Origin of the sequence: Lacticaseibacillus pantheris DSM 15945 = JCM 12539 = NBRC 106106 (assembly GCF_001311175.1) — a bacterium.
Classification (GTDB): Bacteria; Bacillota; Bacilli; order Lactobacillales; family Lactobacillaceae; genus Lacticaseibacillus; species Lacticaseibacillus pantheris.
This window is the reverse complement of record NZ_BBAI01000014.1, coordinates 1-18,116: the sequence shown is the minus strand read 5'-3', so window position 1 is coordinate 18,116 and position 18,116 is coordinate 1. Positions and strand designations below refer to the sequence as shown.

Annotated in this window: 16 protein-coding genes, 3 pseudogenes and 1 riboswitch; of the genes and pseudogenes, 10 read left to right on the top strand and 9 right to left on the bottom strand. The window is 52.6% G+C overall.

Annotated elements, in window-relative coordinates; genetic code table 11:
• Nucleotides 1–36 precede the first annotated feature (36 nt).
• From JCM12539_RS06100 to JCM12539_RS06075, 6 genes are all read left to right on the top strand, one after another.
• The gene (locus JCM12539_RS06100; protein ID WP_054650041.1) at nucleotides 37–741 is read left to right on the top strand and encodes an ABC transporter ATP-binding protein; all 705 of its coding nucleotides are present in this window, start codon (nucleotides 37–39) and stop codon (nucleotides 739–741) included.
• 10 nt (nucleotides 742–751) lie between these two features.
• Nucleotides 752–2,137, top strand: coding sequence for an FtsX-like permease family protein (locus tag JCM12539_RS06095; protein WP_054650039.1), 1,386 nt, complete (start codon nucleotides 752–754; stop codon nucleotides 2,135–2,137).
• Nucleotides 2,138–2,375: 238 nt separating this feature from the next.
• Entirely contained in the window at nucleotides 2,376–2,528 is a 153-nt protein-coding gene (locus JCM12539_RS06090; RefSeq protein WP_156302087.1) for a hypothetical protein, read from the top strand.
• Nucleotides 2,512–3,468 carry an ABC transporter permease gene (locus JCM12539_RS06085; protein ID WP_054650033.1) on the top strand — a complete coding sequence of 319 codons (957 nt, stop codon included), beginning with the start codon at nucleotides 2,512–2,514 and terminating at the stop codon, nucleotides 3,466–3,468. Before JCM12539_RS06090 ends, JCM12539_RS06085 begins: the two co-directional genes overlap by 17 nt.
• A 238-nt stretch (nucleotides 3,469–3,706) precedes the next feature.
• On the top strand, nucleotides 3,707–4,102 hold the full coding sequence (locus JCM12539_RS06080) for an RNA polymerase sigma factor (protein ID WP_054650031.1): 396 nt from the start codon (nucleotides 3,707–3,709) through the stop codon (nucleotides 4,100–4,102).
• Nucleotides 4,103–4,387: 285 nt separating this feature from the next.
• Nucleotides 4,388–4,717: a glycerol-3-phosphate dehydrogenase/oxidase gene (locus JCM12539_RS06075; protein ID WP_054650029.1), complete on the top strand. Its 330-nt coding sequence runs from the start codon at nucleotides 4,388–4,390 to the stop codon at nucleotides 4,715–4,717.
• Between the two features lie 49 nt (nucleotides 4,718–4,766).
• Here JCM12539_RS06075 and JCM12539_RS14640 read toward each other — a convergent pair.
• Together JCM12539_RS14640 and JCM12539_RS06070 are read right to left on the bottom strand one after the other, a co-directional pair.
• Nucleotides 4,767–4,925, bottom strand: a pseudogene (locus JCM12539_RS14640) (winged helix-turn-helix transcriptional regulator); the annotation flags it as partial.
• A 147-nt stretch (nucleotides 4,926–5,072) separates the two neighbouring features.
• Complete coding sequence (locus JCM12539_RS06070) at nucleotides 5,073–6,119, bottom strand: SDR family oxidoreductase (RefSeq protein ID WP_054650027.1); 1,047 nt, start codon at nucleotides 6,117–6,119, stop codon at nucleotides 5,073–5,075.
• A 264-nt stretch (nucleotides 6,120–6,383) separates the two neighbouring features.
• Here JCM12539_RS06070 and JCM12539_RS06065 point away from each other — a divergent pair, with 264 nt between their 5' ends.
• Together JCM12539_RS06065 and JCM12539_RS06060 are read left to right on the top strand one after the other, a co-directional pair.
• Entirely contained in the window at nucleotides 6,384–6,758 is a 375-nt protein-coding gene (locus JCM12539_RS06065) for a hypothetical protein (RefSeq protein ID WP_225350263.1), read from the top strand.
• Nucleotides 6,759–6,858: 100 nt separating this feature from the next.
• Complete coding sequence (locus JCM12539_RS06060; RefSeq protein WP_054650025.1) at nucleotides 6,859–7,302, top strand: GNAT family N-acetyltransferase; 444 nt, start codon at nucleotides 6,859–6,861, stop codon at nucleotides 7,300–7,302.
• A gap of 127 nt (nucleotides 7,303–7,429) precedes the next feature.
• Here JCM12539_RS06060 and JCM12539_RS06055 read toward each other — a convergent pair.
• Nucleotides 7,430–7,801 (bottom strand): annotated as a pseudogene (locus JCM12539_RS06055) (winged helix-turn-helix transcriptional regulator).
• Nucleotides 7,802–7,905: 104 nt separating this feature from the next.
• On the opposite strand from JCM12539_RS06055, the pseudogene JCM12539_RS06050 reads away from it, so the two are divergent.
• Nucleotides 7,906–9,082 (top strand): annotated as a pseudogene (locus JCM12539_RS06050) (MFS transporter).
• 79 nt (nucleotides 9,083–9,161) lie between these two features.
• Here the strand turns inward: JCM12539_RS06050 and JCM12539_RS06045 are convergent.
• Nucleotides 9,162–9,629, bottom strand: a complete 468-nt coding sequence (locus JCM12539_RS06045) for a MarR family winged helix-turn-helix transcriptional regulator (protein WP_054650023.1) — start codon at nucleotides 9,627–9,629, stop codon at nucleotides 9,162–9,164.
• Between the two features lie 167 nt (nucleotides 9,630–9,796).
• Here JCM12539_RS06045 and JCM12539_RS06040 point away from each other — a divergent pair, with 167 nt between their 5' ends.
• Nucleotides 9,797–12,094: an ABC transporter ATP-binding protein/permease gene (locus JCM12539_RS06040; protein WP_054650021.1), complete on the top strand. Its 2,298-nt coding sequence runs from the start codon at nucleotides 9,797–9,799 to the stop codon at nucleotides 12,092–12,094.
• A gap of 79 nt (nucleotides 12,095–12,173) precedes the next feature.
• Here the strand turns inward: JCM12539_RS06040 and JCM12539_RS06035 are convergent, their stop codons facing one another.
• The 5 genes from JCM12539_RS06035 to ade all read right to left on the bottom strand — a co-directional run bounded on the left by JCM12539_RS06035 (nucleotide 12,174) and on the right by ade (nucleotide 17,316).
• The gene (locus JCM12539_RS06035; protein WP_054650019.1) at nucleotides 12,174–12,662 is read right to left on the bottom strand and encodes a glutathione peroxidase; all 489 of its coding nucleotides are present in this window, start codon (nucleotides 12,660–12,662) and stop codon (nucleotides 12,174–12,176) included.
• A gap of 151 nt (nucleotides 12,663–12,813) precedes the next feature.
• Nucleotides 12,814–13,500 carry an NADPH-dependent F420 reductase gene (locus tag JCM12539_RS06030; protein ID WP_054650017.1) on the bottom strand — a complete coding sequence of 229 codons (687 nt, stop codon included), beginning with the start codon at nucleotides 13,498–13,500 and terminating at the stop codon, nucleotides 12,814–12,816.
• A gap of 1 nt (nucleotide 13,501) precedes the next feature.
• A complete protein-coding gene (locus tag JCM12539_RS06025; protein ID WP_054650015.1) occupies nucleotides 13,502–14,545 on the bottom strand; it encodes an LLM class flavin-dependent oxidoreductase in 1,044 nt (347 codons plus the stop codon).
• A 222-nt stretch (nucleotides 14,546–14,767) separates the two neighbouring features.
• Nucleotides 14,768–15,538 (bottom strand): sulfite exporter TauE/SafE family protein, encoded by a 771-nt coding sequence (locus JCM12539_RS06020; RefSeq protein WP_054650013.1) that lies wholly within the window; start codon nucleotides 15,536–15,538, stop codon nucleotides 14,768–14,770.
• An 86-nt stretch (nucleotides 15,539–15,624) separates the two neighbouring features.
• Complete coding sequence (gene ade / locus JCM12539_RS06015) at nucleotides 15,625–17,316, bottom strand: adenine deaminase (RefSeq protein ID WP_054650089.1); 1,692 nt, start codon at nucleotides 17,314–17,316, stop codon at nucleotides 15,625–15,627.
• 406 nt (nucleotides 17,317–17,722) lie between these two features.
• A riboswitch (purine riboswitch) is annotated at nucleotides 17,723–17,821 on the bottom strand.
• Between the last annotated feature and the right edge of the window lie 295 nt (nucleotides 17,822–18,116).

The following is an 18,116-nucleotide window of genomic DNA, read 5'->3' as shown; positions in this document are numbered from 1 at the left end:
CGTTGTCCATTATTATCCGGCTGGAGGGAAAAATCAATGACATCTTTCATCTCAGTACAAAATGAAACTAAAACTTATGGTAGTGGCGATCACGCTGTTACCGCAAACAAGAATATCAGCTTTGAAATTGCTCCCGGTGAACTCACTATCATTCTCGGCGCGTCTGGAGCTGGCAAGTCAACTTTACTCAACGTGCTTGGTGGAATGGATCATCTGACCAGTGGCACGGTAAATGTGAATGGGGTTGAGCTTGGCGAACTCGATTCACGTGGATTAACAACTTATCGCCGCAAACAGGTCGGCTTTGTTTTCCAGTTCTACAACCTGGTGCAAAACTTGACGACTATCGAAAATGTTGAATTAGCATCCGAAATTGCAGATCAAGCCATGCCAGCCGAAGAAGCCTTGACTGCTGTCGGCCTAGAGAAGCGTACCCAGAACTTCCCCGCCCAACTTTCAGGCGGTGAACAACAACGCGTCGCGATTGCCCGCGCGATTGCGAAGAATCCTGATCTATTATTGGCTGATGAACCAACTGGCGCCCTAGACTATCACACGGGCAAAAAGATTTTACAATTATTTCAAGATTTCACGCGTAAATCCGGTAAAAACGTGATTATTGTGACCCATAATTCAATGATTCGACCGATGGCTGATCATGTCATCGAAATAGCTGACGGTCAAGTAAAAGCAGACACCCGCAACGAGAATCCAACTCCGGTTGCCGAATTAGAATGGTAGGCGATAATTGATGAAAATGCTGAACAAAAATATTGCGCGCGAATTCAAAATGTCTCTTGCAAGGTATATCTCGGTATCAGCGCTTTTGATGCTGGGCGTCTTCGTCTTAATTGGGTTGAACGTCACCGGACCAAATATGCGCAAAACCGCTCAAACCGCATACAACACCGAGCAGCTTGCAGATGCTAAAGTCACATCAACCGTGAGCTTGAGCACAAAAGATCGAACGGCGATTAAAAATCTTGCGGGCATCAAAAAGACCGAATTCGGCTATACAACGGACACCGTAATTAAGAACACCAAGCATGCGCTGCGTGTTCAAAGTAATCCTAAAACATTATCTAAATTGACCATCACTAAAGGGCACAGGGCGACCACTGCTAAACAAATTGTGTTAAGTGACAAGCTCCGTGGTCAATACAAGCTCGGTGATCATATTACCGTAGCCGCCGGCAAGTCTAATGGCAGCACTGGGCTGACACACAAAACATTTACCATCGTTGGCTTTGCCACCTCAACAGAGTATCTAAAGAAGGACAGCCTCGGTTCGACAAGCCTTGGTAGCGGTACTTTATACGGTTTTGCCTATACCACCACTGGGGCATTTTCTAGCACCAAACCGAACGTTGCCCGCTTAGCATTTACTAATTCCAAAGGTGCCGCCTATTCCACGGCCTATGAACACTATGCAACTAAGCAAGTGGATAAACTGCAAAAGAAACTTAACCGACGCAATCGGGCGCGCGTCGCAAAACTTCGCCAAGATTTAACAAAACAAATTAACGACGCTGAAACGAATATTGCCAAAAACACAACGGCCATCACCAACGCAGAAACAGAGCTCTCTGCTGCGCAATCGCAACTAGACACCCAGATGATCCAAGCTAAAGCTGCTCAATCCTCGAGTACCGTTGCGACGCTGACGATCAAACAGCAAGCGCTGGATCAGCAGCGGGCGAAATTGAAGACGCAAAAGCAGGCCCTCAAAGATGCAAGAGGCAAGCTGACAGAAGCCAAGTCCTCAAAGCGCCAGTTAAAAGATGTAACGCTAACGATTGCTAGCCGTAACGACTTCAACGAGGGTTACAACAATTATGGCGAAGATGCCGCGCGCATTGACGCACTCGGCAAGTCTTTCCCTGCATTTTTCTTCCTGATTGCAATTTTGGTCAGCTTCACTACAATGCGTCGAATGGTTGAAGAAAAGCGTATTGAGATGGGGACTTTACGCGCACTTGGATACACTAAAGGCCAAGTCATGCGCGAGTTCCTTGTCTACAGCGTCACCACCGCGGTCACAGGTACGGTGCTTGGTAGTATTCTCGGCTTACTCGTGTTGCAAGAATCATCTTCCGCGCGTACACCGCCAACTTTAATTTCTCGAATCTCCAACTAGCACTGCATCCGGAATTCATTGCTGCAGGCTTCGCCCTCGCTCTATTCTCGACGGTACTGGCCTCTTGGCTAGCCGCACATTCTTCCCTAAAGACGATCACCGCTGAGCTCATGTTGCCAAAGCCCCCCGTCAGTGCTCACTAATTTTGTTGGAACGCATCACGCCAATCTGGATGAGAATGAGTTTTTCCCATAAAGTCACCGCGCGTAACTTATTCCGCTATAAGGGACGCATGCTCATGACCATCATTGGAGTTGCAGGGGCCACCGCGCTGATGATCACCGGCTTTGGGATTCGCGATTCGCTAAACACGATTATTGACCGCCAGTTCGGCCAAATTAGCCAGTACGATCTTGTTACTGTGTACAATCCTAATGCTGAAAAAAAGTGAGGTCACCTCTGCTCGAGAGACTATTACCAAATCAAACACTGTCAAGCATTACAGCTCGGCTCACTTTGCCAATGTTTACGCAACAGATAACGACTCTAACTCGCGTGAAGACATCTCTCTAATTGTCCCAAGTTCGGCCTCTCAACTTGATCGATATATCAAATTGAGGGACTACAAGACAAATAAAAAGATGACCCTCAGCAATAATGGCGCAATCGTATCGCAAAAACTCGCCAAGCTTCAAAATGTTAATGTTGGTGACACGTTCACAATCAAAGAAGCTGATGGAACCAGTCACAAAATAAGGGTAGCCGGTATTACAAAGATGTATGCTGGGCACTCCATCTACATGAGCAAAGCATATTACAATCAGGTTTACGACACTAAAGTCACCGCTAACGCATATCTAGTGACGCTGAAACATGCCACGGACAAATCTGTGAATGCTTTTGCTGCCAAATTCAACCGGACAAGCGCGGCCGTTCAAACCGTCCAGTCTAAGGAAACTAAGAAGACAATCACTAACATCTTAAGTAATCTGAACAACCTAATCCTTGTCTTGGTGCTTAGTGCTTCACTGCTCTCGCTGGTCGTGTTATACACGCTAACCAATATCAATGTGTCAGAGCGGGTGCGTGAATTATCCACGCTCAAAGTGCTCGGCTTCTATCCTAAGGAGGTGCTAATGTATATCTATCGTGAAACCAATATCTTAACCGGTGCGGGGATCATAGTCGGCATTGGGGTGGGATACGCTTTTCACGCATACATTATGGCGCTTCTCCCTCCTGCGACAGCAATGGTAGCGCCTGGTCTAACTTGGATCAACATTATCATTTCTGTCGGTTTAACAATTGTATTTTCTCTGATTGTGATGTTCATGATGAACCGGAAGATTCAAAGCGTAGACATGCTAGAAGCTCTTAAATCTGTTGATTAGTTTGTTGATTCACGCTGCGTGAGCCCTACAGATTAGCACAGCTTATGTTCTTCCACGAGGGCACCACAAACTTATTATGGACATCTTTAATGAACCGCCTAGCCATCTCGGCTTGGTGGTTTTGTTTTGCTCTTTGGTTGCTAAATTTCGGAAAAATCAAATTCGGTTTCATTTCAGCTCTTGATTTCCGTTTGTGCATGTGCCGAAAGCAAATCATTTAGCTCATGAGGTCAGTATTATGAGTAGCGAACGCAAAGTATCTCGTACGTTTATCAGATACATGCAACAAGTTCTCCGAAACGAGCGAATCAACATTTATCGAAAATACCTTAATACCGTCAAGGAAACCCCACTCGAAGAATGGTTGTTGGAAGAAATTGCCGAGCCTGGTCATCTTGAAGACTTTCTTTTGACCGATGATGGAGTTGATCACCTTGAATTCTTCGAGAACGAACGTCTTGCCGCGGCCATTGCAACCCTTTCCACAGCTGATAAGATGGTGTTGTATCAATACTACTATTCTGAACTGAACGACGTGGAAATCGGTAGCCACACCGATAAGACTAGTCAGGGGGTGAATAAGAGGCAACGACGGGCACTAGCGCGAATTAAGGAAGCATACGAAAAGGTCTAATGAACCAAGCAAATTCGGTAAAAGCATATTCCAAATAAATAAGACTGCCAAAGTAACCGCAGTCTTAATCGTTGAGGTGGCACATCAGTGGCACATTCCAGCAGCAGTATATTTGATGTTGGTACTGCAATACATTCCATAAAGCGTATTGTCCTGAATTCTGTGAGTTAATCGAACAAGTAGTTTATTTCCCGGGTAATACGTGATTAGGCATTGACCTACTTTCGGCCCAGGGCCAGACTATTGGTGACAATACAAACTACTTTTAATCATGGAGCTGATGTTATGCCAACCAGTGATGCAGAACCATACCCAACGAGCACGGAGCTGACTACCTTAATCAAAAAGGCCCTGGCTACTGACTACGTACGGTCCCAACAACCACTAAACTACGAGTTAAACGAGGCTCTAGCGCGACTGCAAAGACGGACGGCCGTCGACCAAATTGCGCCCCACATAGCGCGGTTAATTCTCAACTACACCGTAGCCGATATCTCTATGCCGGACGCGTTACTACCACTATACCAAGCCACCTACCGTACGCCTTCAGTGAAGGACCAATACAACCGTGCAGCCGGCCTGAGTACGTTGCTGAGTCACATTTGGTTCAACTAATCACAATGCTCATGGTGAACCCGACTTTAACTAGAACTCATGGCTACCAATACACAAAACGTGGTGGTCCCTGGCCATACACCTCGCGATGCACGATACCCTCATTTTCTAGCTCACGCAACTGTTGCGTGAGCATTTTTTGCGTGATTGTATGAATGGCCCGAAGCGGTTCGCCTGGGCGCATCTTACCGCGGCGTAAATGGCATACGCGAGAAGAACGGAAACTACACACGCACTAATCGAAGCGAATCTATCCCGCCAATAATCTAGGCGTGAGTCTTATTACCCGGGAAATAATGGCTGACCGGCGAAACCCGCGCAATTTTGCCCTGGTGTTGCCGTCACCGAAAAAAAATCAGTCAGCGTCTGCGGACACCACATCCAGATCAATCATGGATTGGGCGGTTGCAATAATGGACTCCTTTGCGGAACGTGGATACCACCCCAGTAGTTTAACCGCCTTGGCGTCACTAGTCTCAGCGTACTTATCCGCAACCGAAGCAACCATCCGTAGCATCGGATTTGCCTTAGCCGCTAATTTGAGAACAGCAGTGGGGATGGTCTTAGTCGGCAATCTATCGGCAAAATCCGGAAACGCCTCACGCAGAATGTTCGCCACTTCGAGCATTGAGTAGATTTCACCGGTAGTCGCCAGGAAGCGTTGGCCAGCAGCAGCGGGCTGAGTCATGGCCAAAATATGCAGACTGGCAACATCACGCACGTCAACGTAGCCTGAATTAACGCGTGGCACCATCTTCGTCTTGCCCGCGAGCATTTCTTGAATTTGGATATTGGAATGGGAATAATCGTCGGCGAGCACGGGGCCCATCACCGCAACCGGATTGACCGTAGCTAGTTCCAGTCCACTATCATCTTTGGCAATAAAATCCCACGCCGCACGTTCGGACATGGTTTTAGATTTTTGGTACGGGTGAACCCCCTTGGCACTGAGGTCAGACCACACGTCCTCGGTAAATGGAGTATTGCGCTCGGGGTGTCCTGCAAAGATGGCGCCGTACGCGGACGTCAGAACGACACGCTTTACGTGGTGTCGGCTAGCAGCACGTAGCACGTACAAAACGCCATTAATGGCGGGCCGAATCATCTCGTCCTCGTTTTTAAAGTTCAGGGTCGGAGTTGGGGAGGCAACGTGGATGACGTAACTGGCACCAGCGATGGCATCATCCCACGGGTCTTCATGCGTCAGGTCGGCAGCAACGACTTCGAGTGCGGACAAGTCGCTCACCCCACCCTTCCGCAACATTTGCTCAATCAATGGCCGCTTAGCAATTGACCTAGCAGTGGTCCGCACCGCGTATCCTTGCTGTAGCAATTGTAAAATGATGTGGCTGGCAATAAAACCACTACCACCGGTGACAACAACGAGTTGTTTTTCAGACATATTGATTCCTCCTTATTTTTTTAGCCGCGATACACTTGTAACGGCAGTGATGTTAATGTACACTGATGCCATTCGTGAAACAAGCGTAATCAACGCATCTGTGACAGGAGTGATAAATTGTAATGTCAGCGACCAAACATGCGCAGCAGATTCGTGAGGACTCCATTAACTACCTCACAACGGCACTGTTACAACTACTGGAGAAAAAAACCACTGGCCGAGATTAAGGTGACCGAACTGGTGGCGCGCGCTGGTGTCAGCAGGATGGCCTACTATCGTAATTTCGACACCTTGGAGGATATCTTGCGGGCATACTTTGCCCCACGTATCAGTCATCTGTTCGACGACGTGATTGAGCGTGTACCCACAGACGCCAAAATTGCCGATATGCAGCAATTTTTCGAGGAAATGGGCGCGGCACTATCACTGGCGGAACGACGCAATTACGAGTACATCATTCAGCGACTGTTCGATGGCAACATGCGCCGCTTTTATGACAACAACCGGCACTGGGACGGTCTGGACCCGACGGCCAAAAGATACTGGGCGAAGTTTATGAGCGCTGGTGTATACGGTATTTGGCGCGAGTGGTTGCTACATGGGCAACAAGAGCGCCTAGCGACATTCACTTGCTGGTAGGGACGATGCAGGACGCAACATCGGCCGCGCTCGGCAGTGTTGATTTACACAATAATGCGCGCATGCCAATTAGCCCCAATGAACGTGAGGATTAATAGTCATGGAAATTATTGTTTGTACGCAGCGACCTTCGCGCCTGATTGGCCAATTAGTGCAGCTTTGGGAAGGATCAGTTCGAGCAACGCACCATTTCCTGGATAATGCCACCATTCTTGAAATCAAGCAGTACGTTCCTGAGGCTCTGCAAAGCGTCCCGGTGCTGGTAATTGCCCGCAATTCCAGCAAGCGGCCTATTGGATTCCTAGGTACTAAAGGTGACAAGCTGGAAATGCTATTCGTGGCGGCAGAAAACCGCGGCCAGGGCATCGGCCGCCAACTTTTGCAGTTCGCTATCCACCGGTTTGATCTGCACACAGTGATTGTCAACGAACAGAATCCACAAGCACGCGGATTTTATGAGCACATGGGGTTTCACACGGTTAATCGCAACGCGCTGGACGAACAAGGACGGGCATACCCAGTGCTAACAATGCGGCGTTCTTAGCAGGCTCTGATTCCCACCCCATCGCTAGCGGTAGTGAGTAAGTCAAACTCCCTAAGGACAAACAAAGGAGGGTACCCAGTCTAATCAATCCGTATCGGTTGAATAGGCTGGGTACCCTCTTTCGCTATTATCTGGGCGCTAACGCCACGTCGTCACGGTGTACCAACTGAATGTCTTCGCCACACGCCCGCCGCTCATCGATATTCTCTTCACCCACGTGCACAACATACTCAAAATTTGGTTGAGGCTCTCACCCCGCTCCGTCAGCGAATACTCAACGCGCGGTGGCACCTGCTCGTACACCTCGCGATGCACGATACCGTCATTTTCTAGCTCACGTAACTGTTGCGTGAGCATTTTTTTGCGTAATTGCGGGAATGGCACGGCGCAACTCACCCGTCCGCATCATGCCGTGGCGCAGGTGGCATAAAATGATGGTTTTCCACTTGCCCCCGATGATATCCATGGTGGCTTCAACCCCAATATTATATGTCGTCATGCTTTCCCCTCCATAGGCACCAAAAAGTGCGTAGTTGTATTAATGTGCCTATCCAATATACTTGTATTTCGTAAGTAACACAAGCACACGTATTGGAGGAAAGAATGGAAACCACTACTAATACCACCCGCACTGCTACTTGGACGCTACTGGCATTAGCTCAGTGCCTTTGCTATCGGCATGACCGAATTTATTAGCGTTGGGGTGATGCCCCTCATCGTCAGCGACTTTGGCATTCGCCTCAGTACCGCCGGACTAACCGTATCCGTGTACGCCGCTGGCATCATGGTGGGTGCACCCGTCCTCACCGCGATCACCAGCCGCTACCAACGGAAAACGTTGCTGTTAGCCGTCATGCTGACATTTATCATTGGTAACCTCGTGACGGCCATCGCACCCAACTTTGCCCTGTTACTGGTCGGGCGGGTGATTGCCGCGCTGGCCCACGGGCTGTTTATGGCCGTCGCCACGGTCATTGCCGCTGACGTGGTCAGCGCCGACAAGCGGGCCAGCGCCATTGCTACCATGTTCACCGGGCTGACCGTTGCCACTGTCACCGGTGTGCCTTTGGGAACGTTCATCGCCCAACATGCGAGCTGGCGGTTGGCCTTTGTCTTTATCGCCGGGCTGGGCGTGGTCGCGTTGCTCGCCAACTACTGGCTCGTGCCCAACGACCTCACTCAACCGGCCGCACCACGCCGCGGGGCCGTCCTGCGACTAATTCGTGAACCACGGCTACTAGCTGGACTCATCATTACTGCATTGGGTTACGGCGCCAGCTTCCCCGTCTACACCTACATTAGCGCCATTCTCCGCCGAATGGGCTTTGGTGCCGGCATCAGCGTCATTCTACTGCTAATTTACGGGATTGCCGTAGCCATCGGGAACACGCTGGGTGGACGACTCGCTAACCGTCGACCGCTACAGGCACTGAGCATTATGTTTGCCGCCCTCACCCTGGTCATGATTGCCATGCTTTTTGGCCTCCGTTATACCGGTCTGGGGCTCGCACTACTACTCGTCATGGGGCTCCTCGCCTTTATGAACGTTCCCGGTCTACAACTTTTTACCATGCAGGTCGCGGAAGAACGGTACCCCGAGGACGCCCCGCTCGCCTCAGCACTCAACATCTCCGCCTTTAACGTTGGCGTAATGGCTGGAAGCTTTGGCGGTGGGCAACTACTCAACCATTGGGGTCTCCTCAGCACGCCAATTGGCGGGATTATCCTAGACGCCGCGGCTTTGTTACTGACACTGTGGCTGATTCGCACCGACAAATAACGCATCATAATACGGTAACCAAAAATACGCCACGGTTCGTCGCCGGCCCTACAGCCGGTATCGTTACCGTGGCGTATTTTTACTGGCCATCGCGGGGCTGTTCAACGATTCCCACTTTGGCCAAAGTTGCAATAATAGCGTGCAGGTGCTTGGATAATTCATCACGTTCCGTCCCGCTTAACTTCGCTAACTGGACGTCCATTACTTGCTCCACGTCCCGCATATTCTGCTCCGCAACCGTATCCCCGTGCGCGGTCCGCATCACCTGCACCTCGCGCCGGTTGTCCGGATTATGTTGCCGAGCAACTAAATCCAGCCGCTCCATCCCCGCAATCAGCCGGGTTAGCTGGGCATTCGCGATACCCATTTCGCTGGCCAGCTGCGTCATGGTTTTCCCTGGATGCGTGTAGACAGTCATCAGTGCTACTGCCTGCAGGGGCGTCATCCCCTGGTCCGTACGCTCCAGAATGCGCATGACCGTCTGCCCCACCGCCACAAAGAGGTGGCGAAACAGCTCCGTGTTCTCTTGTTGCTGCTGATTATCCATGTTTTCACCTAATTATTTTCCGTTTGTCATATATTTGATTATACTCAATAGTTGACATTTGTAAAATGTAGTCCATAATTAGTCACCAGCAACAGTCAAAGTATCGTATCAAGGGAAGGAGTCACAATCCGTGCTCGAACTAAAACACATTAAAAAAATACTACCACGTGGGTGACACCACCACGAAGGCGCAGGATGACGTTTCCGTTGCCTTCCGTAAACAGGAATTTGTCGCCATTCTTGGTCCGAGTGGTTCCGGGAAAACCACCATGTTGAACATCATCGGGGGGCTGGATCGCTACGATTCTGGCGACCTGCTCATTAAGGGGCGGTCCACTAAGGACTTCAAGGACAGTGACTGGGATGCTTACCGTAACAACTCGGTCGGCTTTATCTTCCAATCCTACAACCTGATTAGCCACCTGAGCATCATGGAAAACGTCGAGATGGGGATGACCCTTTCCGGCGTGCCGGCGGCCGATAAGCGACAGCGGGCCACCGACGCGTTGATTCGCGTGGGGCTCAAAGACCACATGCACAAGCAACCGTCACAGCTCTCTGGCGGGCAAATGCAGCGGGTAGCCATCGCGCGTGCCATCGCCAATGACCCCGAAATTCTGCTGGCCGACGAACCAACCGGCGCCCTCGACTCCGAGACGAGTGACGAAATCATGCAGTTGATCCAGGACTTGTCCAAGGAACGCCTGGTCATAATGGTGACGCATAACCCCGACCTCGCGCACAAGTACGCCGACCGGATTATCGAGTTTGCGGACGGTCAAATTCAGCACGACTCCCACCCCCACATTGAGGGGGACAAAGAGGACCAGTTCCAGCTCAAGCGGACCAAGATGAGTTACTGGACCGCCCTCAAACTCTCCTTTGACAACATCCGGACCAAAAAGGGGCGGACGTTCCTCACCGTCTTCGCTTCCAGTATCGGCATTATCGGAATTGCCGTTGTTCTGGCCCTCTCCAACGGCTTCCAGAAGCAGATCAACAAGACGCAGAGCGAGGCCATGGCTTCCATGCCGGTCACCATCTCGCAGGTGGGCACCGACACGAACTCCATGATGACCGGGACAAAAGCGACCAAGTTTGCGCACACCAAAACGGTCACTGCCGAAAAGAGCGACGCAGATAAGGCGCAGCACGTCAACAAGCTGTCGCAGTCCTACATTAATTACGTCAAAAAGATGCCCAAAGCCGACGCGAAGAACATCGCGGTGACTTACAGTACGGGGATGAACCTCCTCCGCGAGGTTAACGGACAGTACAAATCCGTGACCTTCTCCACTAACGACCCTGACAACAGCAGTAGCGTCAACACTGCGGCTTTGATGGCGTCGAGTACCGGTGTCGGCGGTTCCGTTTACCCCATCGACCGCAACGGCAAGCAGAGTTTCCTGAAGACCTACTACAAAGTCATCGCCGGCAAGTACCCGACGAAGTCCACGGACATCGTCCTGGTGGTCAACAAGGATAACTCCCTCAACATTAACGCCATGAAGAACCTGGGCTTTAACGTTAAGGAAGGCCAGAAGTACGACTTTAACCAACTGGTCGGCACCCAGGTCAAGCTGGTCACCAACAACGATTACTACTCCCAGCTGCCAACCGGTACGTACATGCCCGGCAAGGATTACACCGCCATGGCGAACGCCGCAAACACCAAGACGTTGCGCGTCACCGGGATTATCCGCGTGAAGTCCAAGAACTCGGATGGGCTTCTGTCGAGCGGTGTGGCGTACAGTTCGGCGCTGACCAAAGAAGTCCTGGACGCCAACAGCAACTCCAGCATCGTTCAGGCGCAGAAGTCGAGCGCAACTAACGTGATTACGGGCCAAACCATGGATGCCTCGACCCGGTCGACGATTTTGGCCACCCTGGGCGGTTCCAAGACGCCTAGCAGTATCCAGATTTACCCCACCACGTTCAAACTCAAGGACAAGGTGCTCAGCTACCTGGATAAGTACAACAAGGGCAAGAGCAAAGCAGATAAGGTCATCTACACCGACCTGGCCGGCACCGTGTCCGACATGACGGGCGGTTTGATGGACGCCATCACGTACGTGCTGGTCGCCTTTGCCGGTATTTCCCTAGTAACGTCCATGATCATGATCGCCATCATCACGTACACCAGCGTGCTGGAACGGACCAAGGAAATTGGGGTCCTGAAGGCGCTGGGTGCCCGGAAAAAGGACATCACCCGCGTCTTTGACGCCGAGACGTTCATCCTCGGCTTTGGCGCCGGCCTGTTCGGTATCCTGGTCGCATGGCTATTGACGTTCCCTATCAACAGCGTACTGTACGGCGTCACGGGCCTGGCCAACGTGGCGATGCTGAACCCAATGCACGCCATCGTGCTGGTCATCATTAGTACGGTGCTCACCATCCTCGGAGGTCACGTACCCGCACGGATGGCTGCCAAGAAGGACGCCGCCATCGCGTTACGCGCAGAATAATTACTATTGTAGGCAGAACGTAAACAGCCACCGCAAAAATGCGGTGGCTGTTTTTATATAGCGTTACTATTCGTCTCGGTTAAGCCCACACTGCAGGTGCCGCCAGGGCGTCCTTGATGGCCGCCTCCATAGCGTTAGGCTGCGTTAGCGGACTGTAACGGTGGATGAGTTGGCCGTCACGACCCACCAAAAACTTGGTGTAATTCCACTTAATCATCCCCGCATGGGAAGCGCCCTTGAGGTACTTGAAGAGCGGGTCGGCCTGCTTGCCGTTAACCGCCACCCGCTGGGTAATGGGAAAAGTCACACCGTAATGTAACTGGCAGTACTCGGCGGCCGCGCTGTCGTCGGCCAATTCCTGGTGAAATTGGTCTGAAGGCAGTCCCACAATCGCCAAACCCTGGTCGTGATAATCCTGATACAACCGTTCGAGCTGTTCCAACTGGGGAGCGAGGCCACACTTGCTGGCGGTATTCACAACAATCAGCACCTGCCCCTTGTACAGGCGCAGCGGAATTAATCCGCCACCAATTTCTTTGACCGTAAAGTCGTACACGCTCGTTGCCATACGCATCGCTCCCATCCATTAGCCCACGTTTTCCAGCTATCTATTAATTATATTATCGCTTAAAAATAGCCGGTAGTATGCTAAGAAATGGTAAATCTCATTATTTTTGGGTTGCGGGGCCGTTATTTCCCGGGAAATACTCACCAAATGGCTACTGAATCCGCCCACCGCGCGCAGCCAGTACCTGCTGACCAAAGGGACTATCGTAAATTTGGTCTAGTTTGGCCGCAAACTCTGGCCGTGGAATCGCCTCACCAAAGAGCGGGCTCCCCGGCTCCAGCAGCAATCCGAACCGTAACGGGCCTAGGTCGAACGGATCGAAACCGAAGTCGGTCAATATCTGTTTGACCTGGGGACGAATATCGTCGTGGTCCGTGGCAAAGGCCATCGCCCGCGGCACGTCGGGGTGCCGGTCAACCTCAATTTCCAAGTCGTGATATCCCATGTGGTTGAACGCCTTAGCCACTTTGGCTTCCGGTAACCAATCCTGAATCACCTCGGAGCTGGAATGGTTGAAATCGGAAATGTCGTTGTGCGTCCCGTCAACTTCCTTCCAGTAATTGGTGGCGTCGAGCACCAATTTACCCGCAAAGTCACCAGGTACCAGGTCCTGGTAGTGGCTCAAAGGAATCGCCAAGACAATCACGTCCGCCTGGGCCACAACATCGGCGGCGGTGGCACTCACTGCCCCCGGCGCCAGCGTATCAATCACCCACTTGAGGTCCTGCACCGAATGGGTACTACCAATCATAATCGGGATATTGCGACTCGTCCCAATCCGTGCCAGCGTGGAGCCTAACTTGCCCGCGCCCAGAATACCAATGGTTGGTTCCGCCATACTACTCGCCCCCCAGCAACTCTTTGACCCGTGGCACCACACGCTCACCAAAGTTGCGGATGGTAGCCTCGCGTTGGTTCAACAGCTGACCACCCGTACCGTAAACCAAGTCGAACCGCTGCATGTCGAGTGCCTTCATATTGTGCGCAATCTTCTGGGCCACCTGCTCCGGCGTACCCACATAGTACGCACCCTTATCAATTTCAAATTCAAAGCGGTCGCGCGTCATGGGTGCCCAGCCACGGTCAATACCGATACGGTCCATCTCGGCTTTGATGTACTTGAACCCCACCTCGACGGCCTCCTGCTCATCATCCAGGATGATGCCGTGCGCGTGCATCCCCAGCGGCCGTTCCGGCTTCTTAAACTGCTTGGCCGCCTTCTTGTATAGGTCAACGTACGGACGGAAGCGCACGGGTTCGCCACCAATAATCGCGATGACTACGGGGATATCGTAGGCCACGGCGCGGATAATGGACTCCGGTGAGCCGCCCACCGCTAGTGAGGTGGACACTGTCTCACCTTTGGGTAACTGCGGGTACACCGCCGTGTCGGTCAGCGTTTGCGTGAACTGGCCCTTCCAGTTCATGGGGTCGCCCTCCAGCAGCTTTTGCCACATGGCAATCTTTTCTTCAAATAACTCGTTATAGTTTTCGAGATCAAAGCCGAACAGTGGGAATGACTCCGTAAACGAGCCCCGGCCCAGCATAATCTCCTCACGGCCGTGGGACAGACCGTGCAAAGTTGAAAACCGTTCAAAAACGCGCACCGGGTCATCAGATGACAGCACGGTGACCGCCGTCCCCAGCTTAATATTTTTGGTGACCATCGCCATGGCGCCCAGCACCACCTCGGGGCTGGAAATAGCAAACTCCGGACGGTGGTGTTCCCCGAGCGCAATACGGTCAATACCCAGCTCGTCCGCCAACTGTGCTTCTTTGACTACCTGCCGTAACGTCTCGTCACCATCCAACGGCGTCCCATCGTCGTGGAAAGCCAGGTCGCCAAACGTGTTTAAGCCAAACTCATATTTTTGATCAGCCATAATTGTCCCTCCGCTCGCTTACTTTTTGTAAGTATAATGGTATAGTAACCGGAACAACCCGAAAAAGCAAGTACTAAGCACGGATAAATGTTATTTTTTTATTGAGCAGTGCGACTGGCTGATGGAGGTACCGTTCGACTAGGACCCTACGAGCCGCATATCAAAATAGACCCGTTAGTTGAGCGGCTTGCACCACCGTTCAACTAACGGGTCTATTTGTAATTACTTGATGTACGCGTCATAGAAGAAGTACGCCGCCAAACCGAACGCCCCAAAGGCAATCACCCGTTGTAACAACTTCACCGGCACGTGCCGCACCACGATGGGGCCCGCGTAGCCGCCAATAAAGAGTCCTGCGCCCAGGGGGATGACCATTAGCCAGTATACCTTGGTGGTCACGGCGTAAATAACCAGTGAGAATACGTTCGCAACGAAGGCCGTGAAGTTCTTAATGGCGTTACTAACCGCAAACGGCTGGTCCAGCGAGATTGCCAAAATAGCAAGTAGTATGACACCGGCCGACGCCCCAAAGTAACCAATGTACAGGCCCACCAGGCCAATAGCCACGTTCTTGGCCACCGTCACCCGAGGACTCTGCGGACGCGGCTTTGCCCGTGTCTCGGGCTTAGAGCGCCCCGCCAGTAACATCAACACGCCCGCTAGCGCAATTAGGAACGGCACAATGTGTTCAAACGTGCTGGCCGGGGCCACCGTCAGTAACAGGCTACCAATAATTGCTCCCAGCAATGCCCATACGGTCACGCTCATGGTTAGCCGTTGGTGACTGCGTAATTCTTTGCGCGACGAAATGGCCGACCCAATGCCAGTAAATACCAGCCCCGCCGTGTTGGTGACGTTCGCGCTCACGGGTGGTAACCCTAACGCCAGTAGCACTGGATACGTCACCAGTGACGCCATCCCCGCCATGGTGCTCAGTAATCCACCCGCAACGCCAGCAACCAACAAGATACATGCGATCCAATACCAGGCCATAACGCGCCTACTTTCTAAAAATATTCCCAGTAGGATTAGTATACACCGGGTACCAGACCACTCAAGCTGCCGCCCGTACCGGTGGCCTAGTCGCGAGCCCCCACCGGTAGTTGTTCAACCGGAATGAACCCAAATTGGTCAAAGTCGAACAGCCCTTGGTCCGTCAGCTTCAGCGTCGGAATAACCGGCAGGGTGAGGAACGATAGCGTAATGAACGGGTCAAAGTCAACGCCGCCACTCACCTGATCATAGGCAGCGCGTAACGCCCGCATTTGTCGCGCCACAACCGCGAACGGCTGGTCGGACAGGATGCCACCAATCGGTAGCGGTAGGTTGGCCACCACCCCGTCGGCGGTCGCCACGCTTTGGCCGCCGTCCGTCTCCGTAATTGCCGCAATGGCGTTCATGATTGCCTGGTCGTCGGTCCCCACCGCCACAATGTTGTGGGCGTCATGGGCAACCGAACTCGCAATTGCACCACTGCGAATACCAAAGCCGTGCACAATGCCGACACCCACGTTACCAGTATCGTGGTGGCGTTCCACTACCACCATCTTGAGGAGGTCATGCGCCACGTCAGGCACAAACTCGCCGTTTTGGGGCGTCACGTGTGCGTGTAAGTGGTCCGTGGTGATGTGGTTGGGCTGCACCCCGATGACGTGCACATCTGCCCCGCTAACCAGCGGCAGGCGTAAATCACTGCTCTGTACGTGGTGGTGCAGCTGCGTGGCGGTAAATGGCAAAGGTGTTGTGGATTCCGTCGCCACTTTGTCCGCACCGGCCACCCACTCACCCGACTTCATTACCCGGGAAATATCGACCTGGTCAAGGTCACTTACCACCACGAGGTCCGCCAATTGGCCTGGAATTAGGGCGCCGCGGTCGGTCAGTCGGTGCGCCCGCGCGGCGTTATTAGCCGCCATCGTGTACGCCAACTCGGCCGGGAGTCCATACTTAATCGCCAAACGAATATTGTGATCAATTGAGCCCTCACCCATCAGGTCGCCGATGGTCTTGTCGTCCGTGCAGAAGGCGAACCGGTCAGCGTTGCGCGGCGTGACGGCACCAATCGTATTCGCTATGTCCCGTTCCACCGTACCTTCGCGCAGGAAAACGTACATGCCAGCGTCCACACGGGCCAAGGCGTCGGCCACGGTGGCACTTTCGTGGTCAGTATCCATGCCGTGGGCCCGCATGATTTCAATTTGTTCCGCCGTCAGTCCGGCAGCATGACCATCGGCATGGTGTCCGTGCGCGTAGGCATCCCGAACTTTGCCCATCGTGTCCGCATCGTCGCGGGCCACCGCACCGTAATCCATCACCTCGGCCAGACCGTTGACCTCTGGGTACTGGTAGAGTGGTGCCAAATCGGCGGCATGCAAAGCAGCGCCGTTATTATCAAACGGGACGCATGGTACCGATGAGGGTAGCATGTACCGAATGTCTAACGGCGTTTGTCGTGCGTCTTTAATCATGTACTCAATGCCCGCCACGCCGGCTACGTTGGCAAGCTCATGCGGGTCCGCCACGATGGTCGTGACCCCATGTTGTAGGAGGATATGACCGATTTCACTAGGGGCCACCAGCGCACTTTCCACGTGCACGTGTGCATCAATGAATCCCGGAACGACGTATTGTCCCGTGAGGTCAACCGTTTCGCGAGCTGTCAGATCCGGGTGGGGCAAGCGGGAAACCACTTTGCCCTGATCCAGCCATAAATTAGTTTGTTCAAATTCACCAGTATATACATTCAACACACGCGCGCCAGTTAGCACCATTGCGACAGTTTTCAAAGCGGGTCCTCCTCGTACCTATAGAAGACCTGATGTGGATGGTGCGGTGCGCGGTGGCGGGCGGGAAGCGGCGTATAAGTAGCTCTAACCAAAAGGCCAAGTGCGCCTTACCACCTCGATTAGCTTGGACGCTGCTAGGTCCGCGCGTTTCTTTCCGGTATTAAAACAAGCTGCGCCCCGCAGAAACTTGCGCGTAACCCGCTACGGCAATGAAGCCAAACCCGGGCTTCACCGCCGCAGCAAGTTACGCTCCAGTTTCTAAACGCGAGGCTACGCTCTCTACCTTTAAACGAGCTGCGCAGGCCAGAAGGCGCCGCATAAGCAACTCTAACCAAAAGGCCAAAACCGGGCCTTTCGGTTAGAGTTACTTATGCTCTGTCTTCTAAACGGCCTGCTCCGCTCTCTCTCCTATAGTCCAGAATTTACGGCTCCGGGTAGAAACTGACCATCCACATCATGGCATTATATAGGCAATATTAGTTTGCAGAAACATATTTAGTTGTTGTCAACTCTACCACCGGCCCCGGCGACTTGCAAGGGGCTGCGGCGCCCCTCGAATCCGCAACGGCGAACATCTACCGTTGGTCGTACTGGCGTGGTGGAGGAGGTTGAGCGGCTGGTCCCCGCGACGGCTGCATGCCCGTAGTTCTGTTAGAAATTACTGCCAGTTAGTGCGTTAGCACTTACTGGCAGTTATGACTTACAGAATCAAATTGGCTAGACCGAGCGGGTTTTGCTCGGGCTACGGCAATTCGCGGTAGCCCGGCACGGGCGTGAGCGTGAGG